Origin of the sequence: Streptomyces sp. NPDC000345 (genome assembly GCF_042898825.1) — a bacterium.
GTDB lineage: Bacteria > Actinomycetota > Actinomycetes > Streptomycetales > Streptomycetaceae > Streptomyces.
In genome coordinates, this window is sequence record NZ_JBIAZE010000009.1 from 146,080 (window position 1) to 161,424 (window position 15,345).

Here is a 15,345-nt window from a genome sequence, read left to right on the forward strand (position 1 = left end):
TCGCCGGGTCCTCCTCCGTCCGCCGCCGCCCGCCACCGACCAGGTTCCGCACGCGGGTCCCGCGGCCCTCGCCCGGGGCCGACCGCTCCGATCTCGTCCGGGCTCAGAACAAGCCGTCCTGCGGATGCCTCTCCTCTCTGAACTCCCGTACCGGAAGCCGCACATCCTCGCCGCTCCCCGAGGGGGCCGGAACCAGCTCCCAGCCCCTCATCAACCGCGTGTCGAGCACGACCGCCCGCTGCCCGCCCGCCAGATGAAGATCGGGACCGGCCGCGGCCACCAGCTCGCCGCTCACCGCGCCCCCGGCGACGAGCTCGCTCACCTCACCGAAGGCGGCGGGTGCCGAGTCGAGCCCGAACACCCGCAGATGGTCGACGGGCCGGAAGGGCGCCCGGTCCAACGACTCCGGCCAGTGCGCCAGTTCCACGGCCCGCGCGTGCAACTCCCCGATCTCACGCAGCCGTTCCCCTTCTTCTCGCGGCAGGGCGGCCCGTACCGCCCGCTTCACGGTGTACGGAATCCGGTCCGGCACCCCCAGGGCCGCCCGCAGCAGTTCCTCCGTCCGCCGGGCGGCCATCAGCGGCCCGCTGCCCAGCCAGCTGAAACAGACCGCCCCCTGCTCCAGCAGCCGCGCCGGCCCCCGCTCCACGGCCGTGATCCCCACCTTGACGAGCCCCGGCCCGAACCAGGCCAGGTACACCCGGTACGGCCGGGGATCGTCGGCGATCCCGTCCGCGGCGACGGAATGCGCCCGGTCCAGCCGCGCACACTCCTCGCACCGCGCCCCGGTGCTCCGCCCCGGCACCGCCGCCCGCACCGGACACGCGTGCCCCCGGGCCCCGACACACTGCCGCACACCCCCTTCGGCGACCTGGAAGGCCACCCGCTTCCCCCATGACAGCGGGCTACGACGCCCCCCGTCCCACATCAGCACGGGACCCTCCGCCGACCACCGCAGCCCCGCGCACTTCCATGCCCGTTCCATCACCCGCCACGCTAGCCCCCGGCACTGACAACGCGCCCCGGCCTGCGGGCGCGCGCCCGGCGAGCCGGCATCCGACACATCCCGGATGACCGCCCCGGGCCCCGCCGTCCCGGACCCGCATCCCCCACTCCGCCCGGGGCCGCACTCCCGGCGGCTTGCCCCATCCGGCCAAGTGCAGCCCCCAGGTGACCAGCACACTCACGCCCACGACGGCCGCCCCGGCGACCAGCAGGACAGGGGAGACGAGACACACCCCCACCCCGATCACCGCGGTCCCCACGGTCGCGATGCCGAAGCCGGTCCAGCCGGCGATCGTGTGCCCCTCGTCGTACTGATGCCCCGCCACGGCATTCCCTCACAATCTAAGAGGTTGAGAATTTGAACCTCTTACAAGGTAAGAGAAACCGAAAGCAGATAACAAGGACCCAGCACGAATCACCGGAGAGGAACCAGGCCCCGCGATGTCAGCGAATCCGTCCCGTCCCGCGGCGACCCCCGCCCAAGCGCTCTCCGCCATGGACGACCTCATCGCGGCGAGCATGATCGGCCAGCAGGAGATGGCCCAGCGCCTCAACCTGAACGTCACCGACCTGACCTGCTTCGCCTACGTCCTCCAGGCGGGCGAGGACCTCCTCACCGCAGGCGACCTCGCGACCCGCGTCCACGTGACCACCGGCGCCGTCACCGGCATCCTCAACCGCCTGGAACGGGCCGGCTTCGTCACCCGCCGCACGGACCCCGAGGACCGCCGCAGGGTCCGCGTGGCCGCCGTACCGTCCGCGGTCGCCAAGGCGTACGCCCTCTACGAGCCGTACTACGACCGCCTGAACACCCTCTTCGCCGACTACTCCCCGGAGGAGATCGCGGTGCTGACGGACTGGTTCACCCGGGCGACCACCCTCGCGAACGCCTACCGCGAAGAACTGCGGGCCCAGGAAGGTGACTCCGCATGACGACGCACCCGACCGGCAGTCCCGGCCGCCACCACTACCTCCGCCCCCCGAACTCCCACTCGTGGACCTCGATGCCGGCATGGCGGCCGGCGGTCAGTACGGCGCGCGCCGCATCCGGGCCGGCCGCCCGCACCAGGGCCGCCGTGCCCACCCGGAAGACGCCGTCGTCGGACAGCAAGGGGCCGTAAGCGATCAGTTCGCCCCGGTCCCGCGGCACGTCGAGGTCGGCCGCGGGTCCCGAACCGAAGCCGAGCACCAGATACCGACGGCCACCGCTGGGCCCTCCGGGAAAGTCCCACATGGTCCGTCCGAGCAGGTTGCGCCAACGCCGCAGCAGCACGTCCCGGTACACGCCGGCCTGGTAGTTGGGCTCGTCGAAGGCGAACGCGCGAGCGGCGGCGGGATCCGGCAGATCCACGATGTGCACACTGCCCGTGGGCGCCTCACCCCCGTCGGCGAAGGTGGGCCCCCGGGCGATCATCTCCGCCGCGAACCGGTCCATGTATCCCCAGTGCGCCTCCAGCAACTCCCCTCGCAGCGCTGCGGATCCGGCCCGGTCCCGGTGGTAGCAGAAGAACTCCATACGGGCAGTCTCCAGCACGGCGGCGCCCGGACGGGTCGCGAGCCCGGTCCGGTCCCGGTCGACGGGAGTCCGGTCGGGCCGTGGCGTCGCCGCGTGGGCGGGGAACTGTTGCGACTGCCTCCGGACCAGCGTGACCGCCTCTTGCGGGTGCTCACCGACCTGGCCGAAGCAGAGCCGCATCCCGCGCGACGGGAGTTCTTGGAGACGTTCCCCTTTGCCTGCGGCCTGGTCGAGGAAGAGGAAGGCTGAGCCCAACGTCGACTGGGAGAGCACCGCTTCAGGAGTTCGATCAACGGGGCTTCAGGAGCTTCAAATGCCTGGAAGGCATGGCCCTCAAGGGCCGCTCGTAGCTGCTGCTGTCTGCCGGTGTTGATGTCAGGTGTGGATGTCAGGCTGGCCGGGGCACTATCTTCACTGCCCGGTAGTCGTAGCCGTCCTGCTTGAAGCCAGGGGCTTCCCATTGGAGATCTACGCGTTGCCCCGGCGACAGCGTATGGAAGCCCTTCGTCTGGATGTCGGCGTAGTGGCCCCAACAACCGCCGGGTGTCTCGGGGGAGTCGAGTACCCCCCACCCTTCCTCGTCGTACCACTCGCGGACAGTCGCAGTCACCATGCAGCGACTCTACGGGGAGCCGGCTGAGCCGACGTATCGGGGCCCTCAGCTTGGGAAGCTCGGGCTTCTTGGCGGCGGTTGCCGGGCCGACCTGCATCGAGTTGCAGACGGCGCTCGCGGAGGGTGAGGGCCGGGTTCACACGCCTGAGGCCGTGACCGTTGCGGTGTCCACCGCCGCGACAACGTTGGGGGGTGCGCCTACCCTGAAGTCATGGCGACGGTGCAGGTCAACGGGCTAGAGGTCGCTTACGACCGCGTGGGCGAGGGGCCGCCCGTGGTGTTCCTGCACGGTGCGGCAGAGGACGCCCGCGTCTGGCGGCCGCAACTCGACGCACTGGCAGATGCATTCACGGTCGTGGCCTGGGACGAGCCCGGAGCGGGGCGCTCTTCCGACGTACCCGAGTCCTTCGCCCTCGCGGACTATGCCCACTGTCTGGCCGCGGTCGTAGAGTCGCTGCGGCTCGGTCCGGCGCACATCGCCGGTCTCTCCTGGGGCGGCACTCTCGCCCTGGAGTTCTACCGCCACCACGCGGACCTCGTGAGCACGCTGATCCTCGTCGACACCTACGCGGGCTGGAAGGGCTCGTTGCCGGCGGAGGAGGTGCGGGCCCGGGTCGAGGGCGCGCGCCGGATGCTGGCCACGCCGCGCGGTGAGTTCGATCCGACCCTGCCCGGACTGTTCGCCGGCGAGCCGCCCGCCGCGTACGTACCGCTGTTGGACACGATCGCGGCCGTCGTACGCCCGGAGACCATGCGGACGCAGCTATCCCTCATGGCCGAGACGGACCAGCGGGATCTCCTGCCCACCGTCTCGGTGCCCACCCTGCTGCTCTGGGGAGAGCAGGACGTGCGCTCGCCCCTGGGCGTCGCGCGACAGTTCCAGGAAGCGATCCGGGATGCCGAGCTGGTAGTGATCCCGGGCGCGGGACACGTCAGCCACCTGGAACGGCCCGAGGAGTTCAACCGAGCCGTGCGCGGCTTCTGCCACGCCCACTCCTGAGCTGGCGCTGGGTCCTCACCGCGGGGCGGACGGTGGCGCAGACCGCTGTGGAACGCCGTCCGAGACCGCCTGACGGACGGAGTGATCGCGTCGAGAGCAGGGGCACGCCCCCCATATGGTGGGGGAGATCCATCGAGCAGTGTGGGGTGACCCCCGAGCAGGGGTGGCCGTTTTCAAAGAGCCCCATCAGCTGCGGAAGCGAGCGAGGAGGAGGTGCGTGCCGCCCTCGGCAAGCTGTCGGCTGCCATGGGTGGGGGCGCCACCGACTGGGCGAAGCCTGTTGCTGTACTTCGCTGCTGTACACCCCTGAAACGCCAAAGGCCCCGGATCTCTCCGGGGCCTTTGACCTGTGTGCACTCGGCAGGATTCGAACCTGCAACCTTCTGATCCGTAGTCAGATGCTCTATCCGTTAAGCTACGAGTGCTTGTTATTCGGTTTTTCTGTCCTTCGCTCCCGGCCCTTCCGGCCCGCTCGCGGCGACAGGAAGAACATTACATGACTGCCGCCGACATGTGAAATCCGTTTGCCGCACCCCTTGTGAGCTGCGAAAACGCCCTCAGGGGGCGGTTCGGGCGGGGGTCGGGGACGGGGGTGGGAACGGCGAAGCCCCGGGCCGTGAACGGACCGGGGCTTCTGTGGCTGCGGAGGCGGAGGGATTTGAACCCTCGATGGGCTTTAAGGCCCAAACCGCATTAGCAGTGCGGCGCCATAGACCGGACTAGGCGACGCCTCCAGCACAACCGCTCGCGTGTGTGCGAGTGGTGCGTGCAGATGATGACACAGTCGAGCGTGCTGTCACCAATCGACGTCCACGGTACTAGGCAGTCGGGTCACAGGGCAAAGGGCTTCCCCTGCGGAACGTCGCCCGTGGCGCCGCGTTAGTCCGGTCATGTCGCAGGTCACCTCGCTCAGAGACCCCCGACGGTTCGGCGGCGCGATCACCGCCGCCGTCGTCACCGCCGCCGTCACCGCCCTCTGCACCGTGCTCCCCGCCACCGCCTCCGCCGCCGCCCCGTCCCGCCCGGACGGGACCGCCCTCGCCCCTCCGCCCGTCCGGGAGGAGGACCGGGCGCGTGGAGATCACCTCGTCGTCACCGTCCGGCGGGCGGGCGGGAAGGCCGACGGGGTGTTCGAGGTGTGGTGCCACCCCGGCGGCGGCCGTCACCCGGACGTGTCAGGCGCGTGCCGGGCCGTGGAACGGAACACCCGGTGGGGGCGGGACGCCTTCGCTCCGGTACCGAGCGGCAGTGTGTGCACCATGCGGTACGGCGGGCCGGCCACCGCCCGGGTCACCGGCCGCTGGGCCGGGCGGCCCGTCGACGCGACGTACGACCGCAGCAACGGATGCGAGATCGAGAGGTGGGATCGGATGGTGCCCCTGCTGCCCGACCTTCGGGCCGCCCCGGCCCGGGCCGGCAGCAGCGTCACGCCCCACGGCTCCCAGAGTGCCAACGGTCCCCACGGTGCCCAGGGGGCCGGCGGTCCCCACGGCTCCCAGAGTCCCCTCCGCCCCCACAGCCTCACGGTCACCTGAACATCCGTCGCTTCACCCGCGCGCACGCGCCTCGCCCCGCCCGCCCTCCCAGGGCGGTGGGCCGGGTTCCGTCAACGGGCCCCGTCCCCCGGACGGGGCCCGTTCGCACAGGCGTCGCACCGAGGATTCACCCGTCTCGTAAAGCTCCCGCGAAGGTCATGCGTACGGTCACACGTTCTGTGTCACTTCGTCGTGCGAGCTCCCTCTCATCCGGGGCCGCCGACGGGAACCCAGCCCTTAGACTCCCTCGCGTGACACGTTGCGGGCCGGTTGGCAAGATGGCCCGAGCGGTCGGCAAGGTGCGGTAACAGGGAGGAAGCGACTCGTGAGCAGCAGGCCATCCCGAGGCGCTGCTCGCCTCGCAGCCATACTCGACGCGCTTCCCGACGCGTTGCTCCTGGTCAACGCGAACGGGACCGTCGTCAACGCGAACACGATCGCGCTCGAGGCCTTCGAGACCCCGGGTACGGCTCTGGTGGGGCGGGGGCTGCTCGATCTGCTGCCGCAGTTCGACTCCAAGCTCATCCCCGGGTCCATGCGACGGCCCGATCACATGGATCCGCGCGGCCGCACCAAGCCGACCCGGATGATCGCCCGGCGGACCGACGGCTCCGAGTTCCCGGTCGAGGTCACCAGCGCGAACCTCGAGAACGGTCAGCAGGCCTACGACGGATACGGCTACGCCGCCGACGAACTGCTGATGCTCGTCGTGCGCGACCTGTCCGGCACCGTCGACACCGAGGCCGAGCTGGCGCGCTCGCAGCGGCAGACCGAGATGATCCTGCGGGCCGCCTCGGAAGGGGTCGTGGGGACCGACACGGACGGGCGGATCGTGCTCGTCAACCCGGCGGCCGCCCAGATCCTGGGCTACCGGGCCAGCGACCTCGGCGGCAAGGAGCTGCACACCCTCGTCGTGCACTCGCGCGCCGACGGCTCGCCCTTCCCGTACGACGAGTCGCCGCTCGCCGACACCCTGCGCTCCGGACGCAAGCACCGGGTGCGCGGGCAGGTGCTGTGGTCCAAGGGCGGGGACAAGGTGTCCGTCGATCTGACCACCGCGCCCGTGCGCGACGGGGACCAGCTCGTCGGCGCGGTCATGACCTTCACCGACCGGCGGTCCTACGACGCCCTCGCCGCGGAGAAGGAAGCCGTCGAGAAGCAGCACGAGGACGAGCTGGAGCGGCTCTCCGAGGAGCACGCCTCCGACCTCACCGCGCTTCGCCAGCAGCACGTCGCGGAGCTGGAGGAGCTGCGCGAGCAGCACGCGGAGGAGGTCGCCGCCGCCGAGGAGCGCTACGCGGCGCTCGGCGAGCGGGAGAAGGACCGCTACGACGCGCTCGCCGGGCGGTACGAGCAGCTGCTCACTCTTGTGGGTACATCCCTGCGCGGACCGCTGGACGAGCTGCGCCGCGAGCTGGCCGCGCTCGCCGCGGACGACGCCGGGCAGCTGTGGCCCGAGGCCAACCAGGTGCTGCACCACCTGTCCGCCGGGTACTCCCGCATCACGACGCTGATCGACAACGTCCTCGGCTACCAGCGGCTGGACGCCGGCAGCGCGGAGATCACCCGTACGAAGGTGATGCTCGACGCCGTCGTGGCGGCGGGTGTCGACGGGGCCGTCGAGCTGATCGGGCCGGGGCGGGTGCAGTTCGCCGTGCACGCGCCGCCCATCGAGGCCGAGGTCGACGCCCGGCTCCTGGCGACCGCGCTCGCGCATCTCGTCGCCGACGTCGCGGGCGTCGACGCCACCGGCAACGCGCCCGTCTCGGCGGGCGGTTACATGGACAACACGGTGGTGGTCGCCGCCGCCCAGCGCGGGGAGGTCGTACGCATCGAGGTGCGCGGGCCGTACGCCGGCGGCGACCCGGTGCACGAGCCGATCGTGCGCGGGATCGTGCGCGCGCACGGCGGTGTGCTGCAGACCCACGAGGTGCCGGGCATGAGCGGCAGCGCCTACGTCCTGGAGGTCCCCCTCGGGGGCGGGGCGGGGGCCGTCGCCGCTCCGGCGCCCGCGGCGCTTCCCGCCGCACTGCCCGTCGCGGAGGGCGTCCCGGGCGACAGCGGGCCCGCCGAGCACGTCCCCGGGCGCCGGAGGGCGCGCCGGTCCTCCGTCGACGCCTTCCTGGAGGGCGAGGTTCCGGGCTCGGCCGAGGAGGCGGAGACGGAGAAGGCCGCGCCCACCGGGCGGCGCCGCCGGCGCGGTCCGGCCGCCGAGGAGACGCCGGGTGAGGTGCAGGAGAGGGCCGAGGAGGCCTCCGGCGGTTCCGGGCGGCGGCGTGGACGTCCCGCCGAGGACGCGGCGGCCGGAGCCGGGGTGGCCGAGGGCGCTGTCATGACCGCCGCCGAGCACGCGGCGGGGACCGCCGCCGCGGGGACCGGACTGGGCGGCACCGTTCCGCCGCAGGGCGTACCCGCGCCGCCCGGCGGACGGCGTGCCCGGCGCGCCGACGACGCACAGCACAACGCCCTGCCGCCCGCTCTGCCCGCGGTCGCCGGGGCTCCCGCACCCGACGAGGAGGGGCAGCCGACCGGGCGGCGCCGGCGTGCGCTGGCCGCCGCGTCCGAGCGCGCCGCCGCCCAGGAGGCGGGGCCGCGCACGGTGTTCGCCCTGCCGCCGGCGGAGGCGGACCGGGCGGCGGACGCCCCGGGCGTGCCCGGACAGGCGCAGGAGGTCGGGACGGTTCCGGCTCCCGTTCCGGTCCCGGTTCCCGGCCAGGCTCCGGTGCCGCAGATCCCCGCCCAGGGCTCGTCCGAGGACGCCCTGATCGACCACGGCCGGCACGACGCCGTACCGCACGACCAGGCCGACGACCACACCCCGCCCCAGCCGCACCCCACGAACGCGCCCACCGGCCGGCGGCGGCGGGCCGTGGCCCAGCCCGCTGAGGCGGCGGGCACGGTGGCGCCGGGTGGCGTTCCGGCGCAGGGCGCGGGAGCCTCGGCGGCCTCCGCGGCCGCAGCGGCCGTTCCGGCGCAGGCTCCGGCTCCGGCCCCGGCTCCGTCATCGACGCCGCTGCCCGCTCAGGCTCAGGCTCAGGGCGCCGTCGGGCAGGCGATTCCGGGGCAGCAGGGTGCGGCTCAGGCGGCGCAGCCCGTCGGCGCTCAGCCGCTGCCCGGGCAGCCCGTGCCCCCTGCCGGTCAGCCCGTCCCCGGCCAGCCCGTGCCCCCCGCCGGTCACCCTGTCCCCGGCCAGCCCGTGCCCCCCGCCGGTCACCCTGTCCCCGGCCAGCCCGTGCCCCCCGCCGGTCACCCTGTCCCCGGCCAGCCCGTGCCTCCCGCCGGTCACCCTGTCCCCGGCCAGCCGCTTCCGGCCCAGCCGGCGGCCCCCGGCCAGCCGGCCGGAACCCTCGGTCAGCCCCATCCCGGGCAGCCGTCCGTCGGGCAGCCCGCCCCCGGGCAGGCCGTTCCCGGGCAGGCCGTTCCGGGCCGGCAGGTTCCGCCCCAGGCGGTGCCCGGTCAGCCCGTGCCCGCACCGCCGCTCCCCGCGCAGGGCGGCCCCGCCCAGCCGGTCCCGCCGCAGGTCGCGGGCGTCCCGCCGCAGGTCGCGGCCCAGGCCGGAAGCCAAGCGGCTCCGGTCCCGCAGGCGCAGCCCGTGAACGCGACCCCCGCGCAGGGCCGGCCGCTCCCCGCCGAAGCGGCCCCCGGCGCCACCCCGGCGGCTCCGGCCGCTCCGGCCGTTCCCCCCGCGCCCGCGGGCGTACAGCAGCCCGCCGTACCGAGCACCGGGCACCCGGCCCCCGCCCCGGTCCCCGCCGCCTCGACCCCCAGCACCGGCACCCCGCTCCCGCCCGAGGCCCCCGTGCACCCGGTCGCTCCCGTGGCGCAGCCGCTGCCCGCCGAGGCGGCGCTGCCCGTGGACCCGAACTCGACGCAGGGCCGGGCGATCAGCGTGCGGACGCTGGGGCAGGGGGTCCCCTTCACCCGGCAGGCCGCCCAGGTGCAGCAGGCGCAGTCCGCCGCGCAGGCCACGGCCACGCCCGCCCCGCACACGCCGGGCGGTTCCGGGCGGCGCCGCAAGCTGGGCACGCCGCCGGACCCGGCCGCCCGCCCGGAGCAGACGGCGCGGGCGCATCCGCCGGCCGAGCAGCCCGTCGCCGGCCAGGCACCGCTGCCCCCGCATGCCTCGCTCGCGGGCCAGCCGCTGCTCCCGCAGTCGTCCCTCGCCGGCCAGGCGCTGCCCCCTCAGCCCTCTCTCGCCGGTCAGACGCGGCTCGCTCCGGGCACCACCGAGGGTGCCGGACGGTCGTACGCCATAGGGGCGCCGGACGAGAACGCCGCCGAGGGCCCCGAACCGCTGGACGGTCCCGGCGGGGCCGTCGAGGTGGCGGATCCGCCGCGGCCGGTTCCGATGGACGACGAGCTGCCGCCGGAGCCGCTGGACAACCCGCGCCGGCTGCTGGTGTGGCCCGCCCCCGACGTGAACACGCAGCAGGCGCTCAGCGACTGCGGCTACCGGCCCGTCATCGTGCACTCGCGCGAGGAGGTCGACGCGCAGATCGCCGCGTTCCCGGCCGCGCTGTTCGTGGACCCGCTGACCGGGCCGATCACCCGGACCGCGCTGCAGTCGCTGCGCCAGGCGGCGGTGGCCGCCGAGGTTCCGGTGCTCGTCACGGCCGGGCTGGGACAGGCGACGCGCGAGGCGGCGTACGGCGCCGACCCCGCCGTCCTGCTGAAGGCCCTCGCCCCCCGGGACAGCGAGCAGCACCCGCCTCGGGTGCTGCTCATCGAGGAGCACGCGGAGATCGCGCTGGCCCTGACCGCGACGCTGGAGCGGCGCGGCATGCAGGTGGCGCGCGCGGCGAGCGACGCGGACGCGGTGACGCTCGCCGGGCAGCTGCGGCCGAACCTGGTGGTGATGGACCTGATGCAGGTGCACCGGCGGCAGCCCGGGTACGCCGGGATCATCGACTGGCTGCGGGCGAACGGCCAGCTCAACCGCACCCCGCTGGTCGTCTACACGGCGGCCGTCGACCAGGCGGACCTGCCGCGGCTGGCGTCGGGGGAGACGGTGCTGTTCCTCGCCGAGCGGTCCACCAGCGCCGAGGTGCAGAGCAGGATCGTGGACCTGCTGGCGCGCATCGGCACCAACTGACGTACGCCTAAAGGGCGATCATCCGCCGCGCCGCCTCCTTCACGGAGGCGCGCAGGCGGGCGCGGTCGGTGTCCTCGGAGCCCGCGAGGATGCGGCTCATCTGGGGGACGACGGTGGCCCAGTTGGCGATCGCGATCAGCAGGAAGAGCAGGTCGCGGGCCGGAATGGCGTCGGTGATCACGCCCCGGTCCTGGCCGTCCTGCACCGCGGCGATCTTGAGGGCGTAGTGCTGCCGGCGTTCCGCCTCGTCGGGGAGGTCGGCGGTGCCGTACTCGATGCCCTCCCAGTAGAGCAGGCGGAACAGCTCGGGGTGGACGGCGTGGTAGTCCATCAGCCGGTCGAGCCAGCCCTCGACGTCGTCCGGGTCGACGGGGACGGCGGAGGCGAGGTGGACCATGCAGCGGCCGAGGACCTGGGAGAACAGCTCGGACTTGTTGCCGAAGTAGGCGTAGATGAGCTGCTTGTTGGCCTTGGCCTCGGCGGCGATGCGGTCGATGCGGGCGCCCGCGATGCCGTGGCGGGCGAACTCCGCGACGGCGGCGTCGAAGATCCGCGCCTTCGTGGCCTCGGGGTCCCGGGGCGTCGTCCTGGTCGTTGCCATGGGGACATGGTAGCCAGGCAGACAACCAACCAGTTGGTTGACAGGGAATCTCCTCGCCTCCCACACTGTTGCACCCACCGTTCCAACCAACTGGTTGGTTGTGAGACCCGGCTCGAAGGAGCATCCCGGTCATGCCGACCGCAGTCACCGCCACCGCCGCCGCCCAGGGCACCCGGCGGCCGTCCGCCACGCGAGGCGGGCGGCTCCTCCTCGTCCTCATCACCCTCTGCACCGCCGTCACCGCCGCCAACATCTACGTGGCGGCCCCGCTGCTCCCGCTCATCGCGCACGACTTCGGCTCGACGTCCTCCGCCGTGGCCTGGATCGCCTCCGTCGCCCAGTTCGGCTACGCGGCCGGTCTGCTCCTCTTCGCCCCGCTCGGGGACCGCGTGAACCGGCGCCGGCTGGTCGCCGTGCTCTCCCTGGTCACCACGGCGGCGCTGACCGCCGGTGCCGCCGCCACCGGCACGGCCGGTCTCGCGGCCGCCGTCCTCGTCGCCTCCGCCGCGACCGTCGTCCCGCAGCTCCTGGTGCCGCTGGTCGCCGAACGCGCCCCCGCCCACCACCGGGCACGCCACGTCGCCGCCGTCATCGCGGGCCTGTTCACCGGGATCGTCGCGGCCCGCGTCCTCGGCGGTCTCGCCGGTCAGGCCTTCGGCTGGCGCGCGGTGTTCGTCGGCGCGGCGGTGCTGACCGCCGTCCTGGGCCTGCTGACCGCCGCCGCCCTCCCCGCCGAGCACCGCCGGCCGCGCGAGGGCGGGCTCTTCACCGGCCTGCGCACCATGCCCGGCCTGGTCCGCCGCTCCCCCGACCTGTGGCGGGCGTGCGTGCGGCAGGCCGGCATGTACGGCGCGTGGAGCGCGCTGTGGACCTCGCTGGCGCTGCTGCTGACGGGCGAGCCGTACGGGATGACCACCGCGACCGCGGGCCTGTTCGGCCTCTTCGGGCTCGCGGCGAGCGTGGTGGCCCCGCTGGCGGGCGGCCTGGTCGACCGCTTCGGCGCCGCCAAGGTCGTACGCCACGCCTATGTCCTCGCAGCCGTCTCCGTCCCCCTCTTCCGGCTGGGCGGCCACGCGCTCGCGGCGCTCTTCGCGGCGGCCGTCCTGATCCACGCGGCCCTGGTCGCCTCCCACGTCGCCAACCAGACCCTCGCCCTGACCACCACCTCGGCCCCGGCCACCGCCAACAGCGCCTACGTCGTCGCGGGCTTCGCCGGCGGCGCGACCGCCTCGGCCCTGGCGGGCCTCGCCTTCACCCACTACGGCTGGGGCGGGGTGGTCGCGGTGGCCGGCCTGTGGCTGCTGCTGGGGTGGACCACCACCGTCGTACGGCGATGACGGCCGCGGGGGTACGGCCGTGACGCCGGAGCACGCCGGGCAGGTGCCGCGAGGTGACCTGCCCGGCGCACACCGGAACGGTACTCAGAGCCCGGCGGCTCTCAAGCCGGGTGACGCCTCAAGCCCGGCGGCTCTCATGCCGGGTGACGCCTCAAGCCGGGTGACGCCCGGAGCCGGGGGGCTCTCAGCCGGGGGACTCTCAGAGCCGGGTGATGTCCAGCTCGCCCTCCGCGTACTGGCGGCGCAGCACCTTCTTGTCGAACTTGCCCACGCTGGTCTTCGGCACCGCCTCGACGATCGTCCAGCGCTCGGGGAGCTGCCACTTGGCGATCTTCCCCTCCTCGGCGAGGAAGGCGCGCAGGGTCTCGAAGTCGGCGGTGGCGCCCTCCCGGAGGACGACCGTGGCCAGCGGGCGCTCGCCCCACCGGTCGTCGGGGACGGCGACGACGGCCGCCTCGGCGACGTCCGGGTGGGACATCAGCGCGTTCTCCAGCTCCACCGACGAGATCCACTCGCCACCGGACTTGATGACGTCCTTGGCGCGGTCGGTGAGGGTGAGGAAGCCGTCGGGGCTGATCGTGCCGACGTCGCCCGTCTTCAGCCAGCCGTCCTCGCTGAACTTGTCGGCGGGGCGGAGGGGTTCGGCGTCGGGGCCGTTGTAGTAGGCGCCGGCGATCCAGGGGCCGCGCACCTCCAGCTCGCCCGCGGACTCGCCGTCCCAGGGGAGGCGTTCGCCGCCGGGGCCGGTGAGACGGCCCTCGACACCGGCCGGGAAGCGGCCCTGGGTGAGGCGGTAGGCGAACTCCTGGTCGGTGCCGACGACATGGGCCGGCGGCCGGGCGATGGTGCCGAGCGGAGAGGTCTCCGTCATGCCCCAGGCATGGAAGACCCGCATGCCGAGGTCGTCGAAGGCCGTCATGAGGGAGGGCGGACAGGCCGCGCCGCCGATGGTGACGTTGCCGAGGGAGGAGACGTCCCGGGGCTTGGCGGTCAGCTCGGCGAGCAGGCCCTGCCAGATGGTGGGGACCGCGGCCGCGTGCGTCGGCTTCTCCGACTCGATCATCTCGGCGAGCGGTCCGGGCTGCAGGAAGCGGTCCGGCATCAGCATGTTGACGCCGGTCATGAAGGTGGCGTGCGGCAGACCCCACGCGTTCACATGGAACTGCGGGACCACGATGAGCGAGGTGTCCTGGTCGGTCAGGCCCATCGACTGGGCCATGTTGACCTGCATGGAGTGCAGGTAGATCGAGCGGTGGCTGTAGACCACGCCCTTGGGGTCGCCCGTGGTGCCGGAGGTGTAGCACATGGAGGCGGCGGAGCGTTCGTCCAGCTCGGGCCAGTCGTAGTCGGTGGGCTTCCCGGCGATCAGGTCCTCGTACTCGTGGACCTGGGCACGGGCGTCCGCGAGGAGGGAGCGGTCACCGGGGCCGGACACGACCACGTGCTCGACCGACTTCAGGTGCGGGAGCAGCGGGGCGAGCAGCGGCAGCAGGGAGCCGTTGGCGAGGACGACCTTGTCGGCGGCGTGGTTGACGATCCAGGCCAGCTGCTCGGCGGGCAGCCGCAGGTTCAGGGTGTGCAGGACCGCGCCCATGGAGGGGATGGCGAAGTACGCCTCGACGTGCTCGCCGTTGTTCCACATGAGGGTGGCGACCCGGTCGTCGCCCTGGACTCCGAGGTCCTCGCGCAGGGCGTGGGCCAGCTGGGCGGCGCGGGCGCCGATCTCGGCGAAGGAGCGGCGCTGCGGTGCGCCCTCGCCCGTCCAGGTGGTCACCTGCGACGAGCCGTGGATCCTCGCCCCGTGGGTCAGGATCCTCGAGATCAGCAGCGGTACGTCCTGCATGGTGCTCAGCACGGCGTCCTCCCAGGGCGGCGACATTGCCTACGCGGTGGTAACGGTTGCGCTGATTCTGCGCACATACCGCGCGGTATGTCACTAGGTAACGACGATCGATCACGTCACGACAAAGCCCGGGTCAAAACACCATGTCGGCCCGCTATCGCACAAGTCCCAGCTCAGGGTCCTCGCGGAGCTTGCCGAGGGCCCGCGAGACCGCCGATTTCACCGTCCCCACGGAGACGCCGAGCACCTCGGCCGTCTGGACCTCACTGAGATCCTCGTAGTACCTGAGGACGACCATCGCCCGCTGCCGGTCGGGCAGCTTCATGATCGCCCGCCACATCGCGTCGCGCAGCGCCTGCCGCTCGGCCTGGTCGTCCTCGCCGGACGCGGGCTCCGGTTCCGGCAGTTCCTCGCAGACGTACTCGTCGACCTTGCGCTTGCGCCACTGCGAGGTGCGCGTGTTCACCAGGGCCCGGCGGACGTAACCGTCGAGCGCCCGGTGGTCCTCGATCCGCTCCCACGCGACGTAGGTCTTGGTGAGCGCGGTCTGCAGCAGGTCCTCGGCGTCGCTCGGGTTCGCCGTCAGCGACCGGGCGGTGCGCAGCAGCACCGGCTGCCGGGCTCTGACGTACGACGCGAAGGACGGGTAAGGAGATGACCGCCTCTTGCCGTGCGAGGCGCTGGTGCAGACGGGTGTGGTCATGGCTCCACGCTAGGAGCGGACCCCGCTCGGGCGGATCGCCCGCAGGTGCCGAAGACGAGTCCCCCTCAGGTTGTAGGGGTGGTGCCCGCTCCACCTCCTG

At 73.3% G+C, this 15,345-nt stretch carries 11 protein-coding genes, 2 tRNA genes and 1 pseudogene; 5 read left to right on the forward strand and 9 right to left on the reverse strand.

From position 1 onward, the window contains the following. Window positions 1–103 precede the first annotated feature (103 nt). Both ACFY30_RS22750 and ACFY30_RS22755 read right to left on the reverse strand, forming a co-directional pair. Window positions 104–985 carry a DUF2797 domain-containing protein gene (locus ACFY30_RS22750; protein ID WP_390846984.1) on the reverse strand — a complete coding sequence of 294 codons (882 nt, stop codon included), beginning with the start codon at window positions 983–985 and terminating at the stop codon, window positions 104–106. Further along, entirely contained in the window at window positions 906–1,331 is a 426-nt protein-coding gene (locus ACFY30_RS22755) for an HGxxPAAW family protein (protein ID WP_390846986.1), read from the reverse strand. The genes ACFY30_RS22750 and ACFY30_RS22755 overlap by 80 nt, the downstream gene beginning before the upstream one ends. Window positions 1,332–1,446: 115 nt before the next feature. On the opposite strand from ACFY30_RS22755, the gene ACFY30_RS22760 reads away from it, so the two are divergent. Beyond that, the gene (locus ACFY30_RS22760) at window positions 1,447–1,938 is read left to right on the forward strand and encodes a MarR family winged helix-turn-helix transcriptional regulator (protein ID WP_390846987.1); all 492 of its coding nucleotides are present in this window, start codon (window positions 1,447–1,449) and stop codon (window positions 1,936–1,938) included. Window positions 1,939–1,972: 34 nt separating this feature from the next. Here ACFY30_RS22760 and ACFY30_RS22765 read toward each other — a convergent pair whose 3' ends face one another. Together ACFY30_RS22765 and ACFY30_RS22770 are read right to left on the reverse strand one after the other, a co-directional pair. Further along, the gene (locus tag ACFY30_RS22765; protein WP_390847173.1) at window positions 1,973–2,521 is read right to left on the reverse strand and encodes a YciI family protein; all 549 of its coding nucleotides are present in this window, start codon (window positions 2,519–2,521) and stop codon (window positions 1,973–1,975) included. A 388-nt stretch (window positions 2,522–2,909) separates the two neighbouring features. Continuing rightward, on the reverse strand, window positions 2,910–3,134 hold the full coding sequence (locus ACFY30_RS22770; protein ID WP_390846988.1) for a cold shock domain-containing protein: 225 nt from the start codon (window positions 3,132–3,134) through the stop codon (window positions 2,910–2,912). 211 nt (window positions 3,135–3,345) lie between these two features. On the opposite strand from ACFY30_RS22770, the gene ACFY30_RS22775 reads away from it, so the two are divergent. Further along, window positions 3,346–4,134: an alpha/beta fold hydrolase gene (locus ACFY30_RS22775; RefSeq protein ID WP_390846990.1), complete on the forward strand. Its 789-nt coding sequence runs from the start codon at window positions 3,346–3,348 to the stop codon at window positions 4,132–4,134. Between the two features lie 352 nt (window positions 4,135–4,486). Here ACFY30_RS22775 and ACFY30_RS22780 read toward each other — a convergent pair. Both ACFY30_RS22780 and ACFY30_RS22785 read right to left on the reverse strand, forming a co-directional pair. Beyond that, a tRNA-Arg gene (locus ACFY30_RS22780) sits at window positions 4,487–4,559 on the reverse strand. 218 nt (window positions 4,560–4,777) lie between these two features. Further along, window positions 4,778–4,868, reverse strand: a tRNA-Ser gene (locus tag ACFY30_RS22785). A gap of 156 nt (window positions 4,869–5,024) precedes the next feature. Between ACFY30_RS22785 and ACFY30_RS22790 the strand changes: the two are divergent. Both ACFY30_RS22790 and ACFY30_RS22795 read left to right on the forward strand, forming a co-directional pair. Continuing rightward, window positions 5,025–5,534 (forward strand): annotated as a pseudogene (locus ACFY30_RS22790) (SSI family serine proteinase inhibitor); the annotation flags it as partial. Window positions 5,535–5,994: 460 nt separating this feature from the next. After that, complete coding sequence (locus ACFY30_RS22795; RefSeq protein WP_390846991.1) at window positions 5,995–10,761, forward strand: PAS domain-containing protein; 4,767 nt, start codon at window positions 5,995–5,997, stop codon at window positions 10,759–10,761. Window positions 10,762–10,768: 7 nt separating this feature from the next. On the opposite strand, the gene ACFY30_RS22800 is transcribed toward ACFY30_RS22795, so the two are convergent. Beyond that, on the reverse strand, window positions 10,769–11,362 hold the full coding sequence (locus ACFY30_RS22800) for a TetR family transcriptional regulator (protein WP_390846992.1): 594 nt from the start codon (window positions 11,360–11,362) through the stop codon (window positions 10,769–10,771). Window positions 11,363–11,493: 131 nt separating this feature from the next. On the opposite strand from ACFY30_RS22800, the gene ACFY30_RS22805 reads away from it, so the two are divergent. Then, window positions 11,494–12,699: an MFS transporter gene (locus tag ACFY30_RS22805; protein WP_390846993.1), complete on the forward strand. Its 1,206-nt coding sequence runs from the start codon at window positions 11,494–11,496 to the stop codon at window positions 12,697–12,699. A 199-nt stretch (window positions 12,700–12,898) separates the two neighbouring features. Here ACFY30_RS22805 and ACFY30_RS22810 read toward each other — a convergent pair whose 3' ends face one another. Both ACFY30_RS22810 and ACFY30_RS22815 read right to left on the reverse strand, forming a co-directional pair. Further along, the gene (locus ACFY30_RS22810; protein ID WP_390846994.1) at window positions 12,899–14,578 is read right to left on the reverse strand and encodes a long-chain fatty acid--CoA ligase; all 1,680 of its coding nucleotides are present in this window, start codon (window positions 14,576–14,578) and stop codon (window positions 12,899–12,901) included. A 118-nt stretch (window positions 14,579–14,696) separates the two neighbouring features. Further along, complete coding sequence (locus tag ACFY30_RS22815) at window positions 14,697–15,245, reverse strand: SigE family RNA polymerase sigma factor (RefSeq protein ID WP_390846995.1); 549 nt, start codon at window positions 15,243–15,245, stop codon at window positions 14,697–14,699. Between the last annotated feature and the right edge of the window lie 100 nt (window positions 15,246–15,345).

Bases quoted from the DNA above. Each gene is read 5' to 3' on its own strand.
- ACFY30_RS22750 (WP_390846984.1), bottom strand. From the start codon at position 985: ATGGAACGGGCATGGAAGTGCGCGGGGCTGCGGTGGTCGGCGGAGGGT.
- ACFY30_RS22760 (WP_390846987.1), top strand. From the start codon at position 1,447: ATGTCAGCGAATCCGTCCCGTCCCGCGGCGACCCCCGCCCAAGCGCTC.
- ACFY30_RS22765 (WP_390847173.1), bottom strand. From the start codon at position 2,521: ATGGAGTTCTTCTGCTACCACCGGGACCGGGCCGGATCCGCAGCGCTG.
- ACFY30_RS22770 (WP_390846988.1), bottom strand. From the start codon at position 3,134: ATGGTGACTGCGACTGTCCGCGAGTGGTACGACGAGGAAGGGTGGGGG.
- ACFY30_RS22775 (WP_390846990.1), top strand. From the start codon at position 3,346: ATGGCGACGGTGCAGGTCAACGGGCTAGAGGTCGCTTACGACCGCGTG.
- ACFY30_RS22800 (WP_390846992.1), bottom strand. From the start codon at position 11,362: ATGGCAACGACCAGGACGACGCCCCGGGACCCCGAGGCCACGAAGGCG.
- ACFY30_RS22805 (WP_390846993.1), top strand. From the start codon at position 11,494: ATGCCGACCGCAGTCACCGCCACCGCCGCCGCCCAGGGCACCCGGCGG.
- ACFY30_RS22810 (WP_390846994.1), bottom strand. From the start codon at position 14,578: ATGTCGCCGCCCTGGGAGGACGCCGTGCTGAGCACCATGCAGGACGTA.
- ACFY30_RS22815 (WP_390846995.1), bottom strand. From the start codon at position 15,245: ATGACCACACCCGTCTGCACCAGCGCCTCGCACGGCAAGAGGCGGTCA.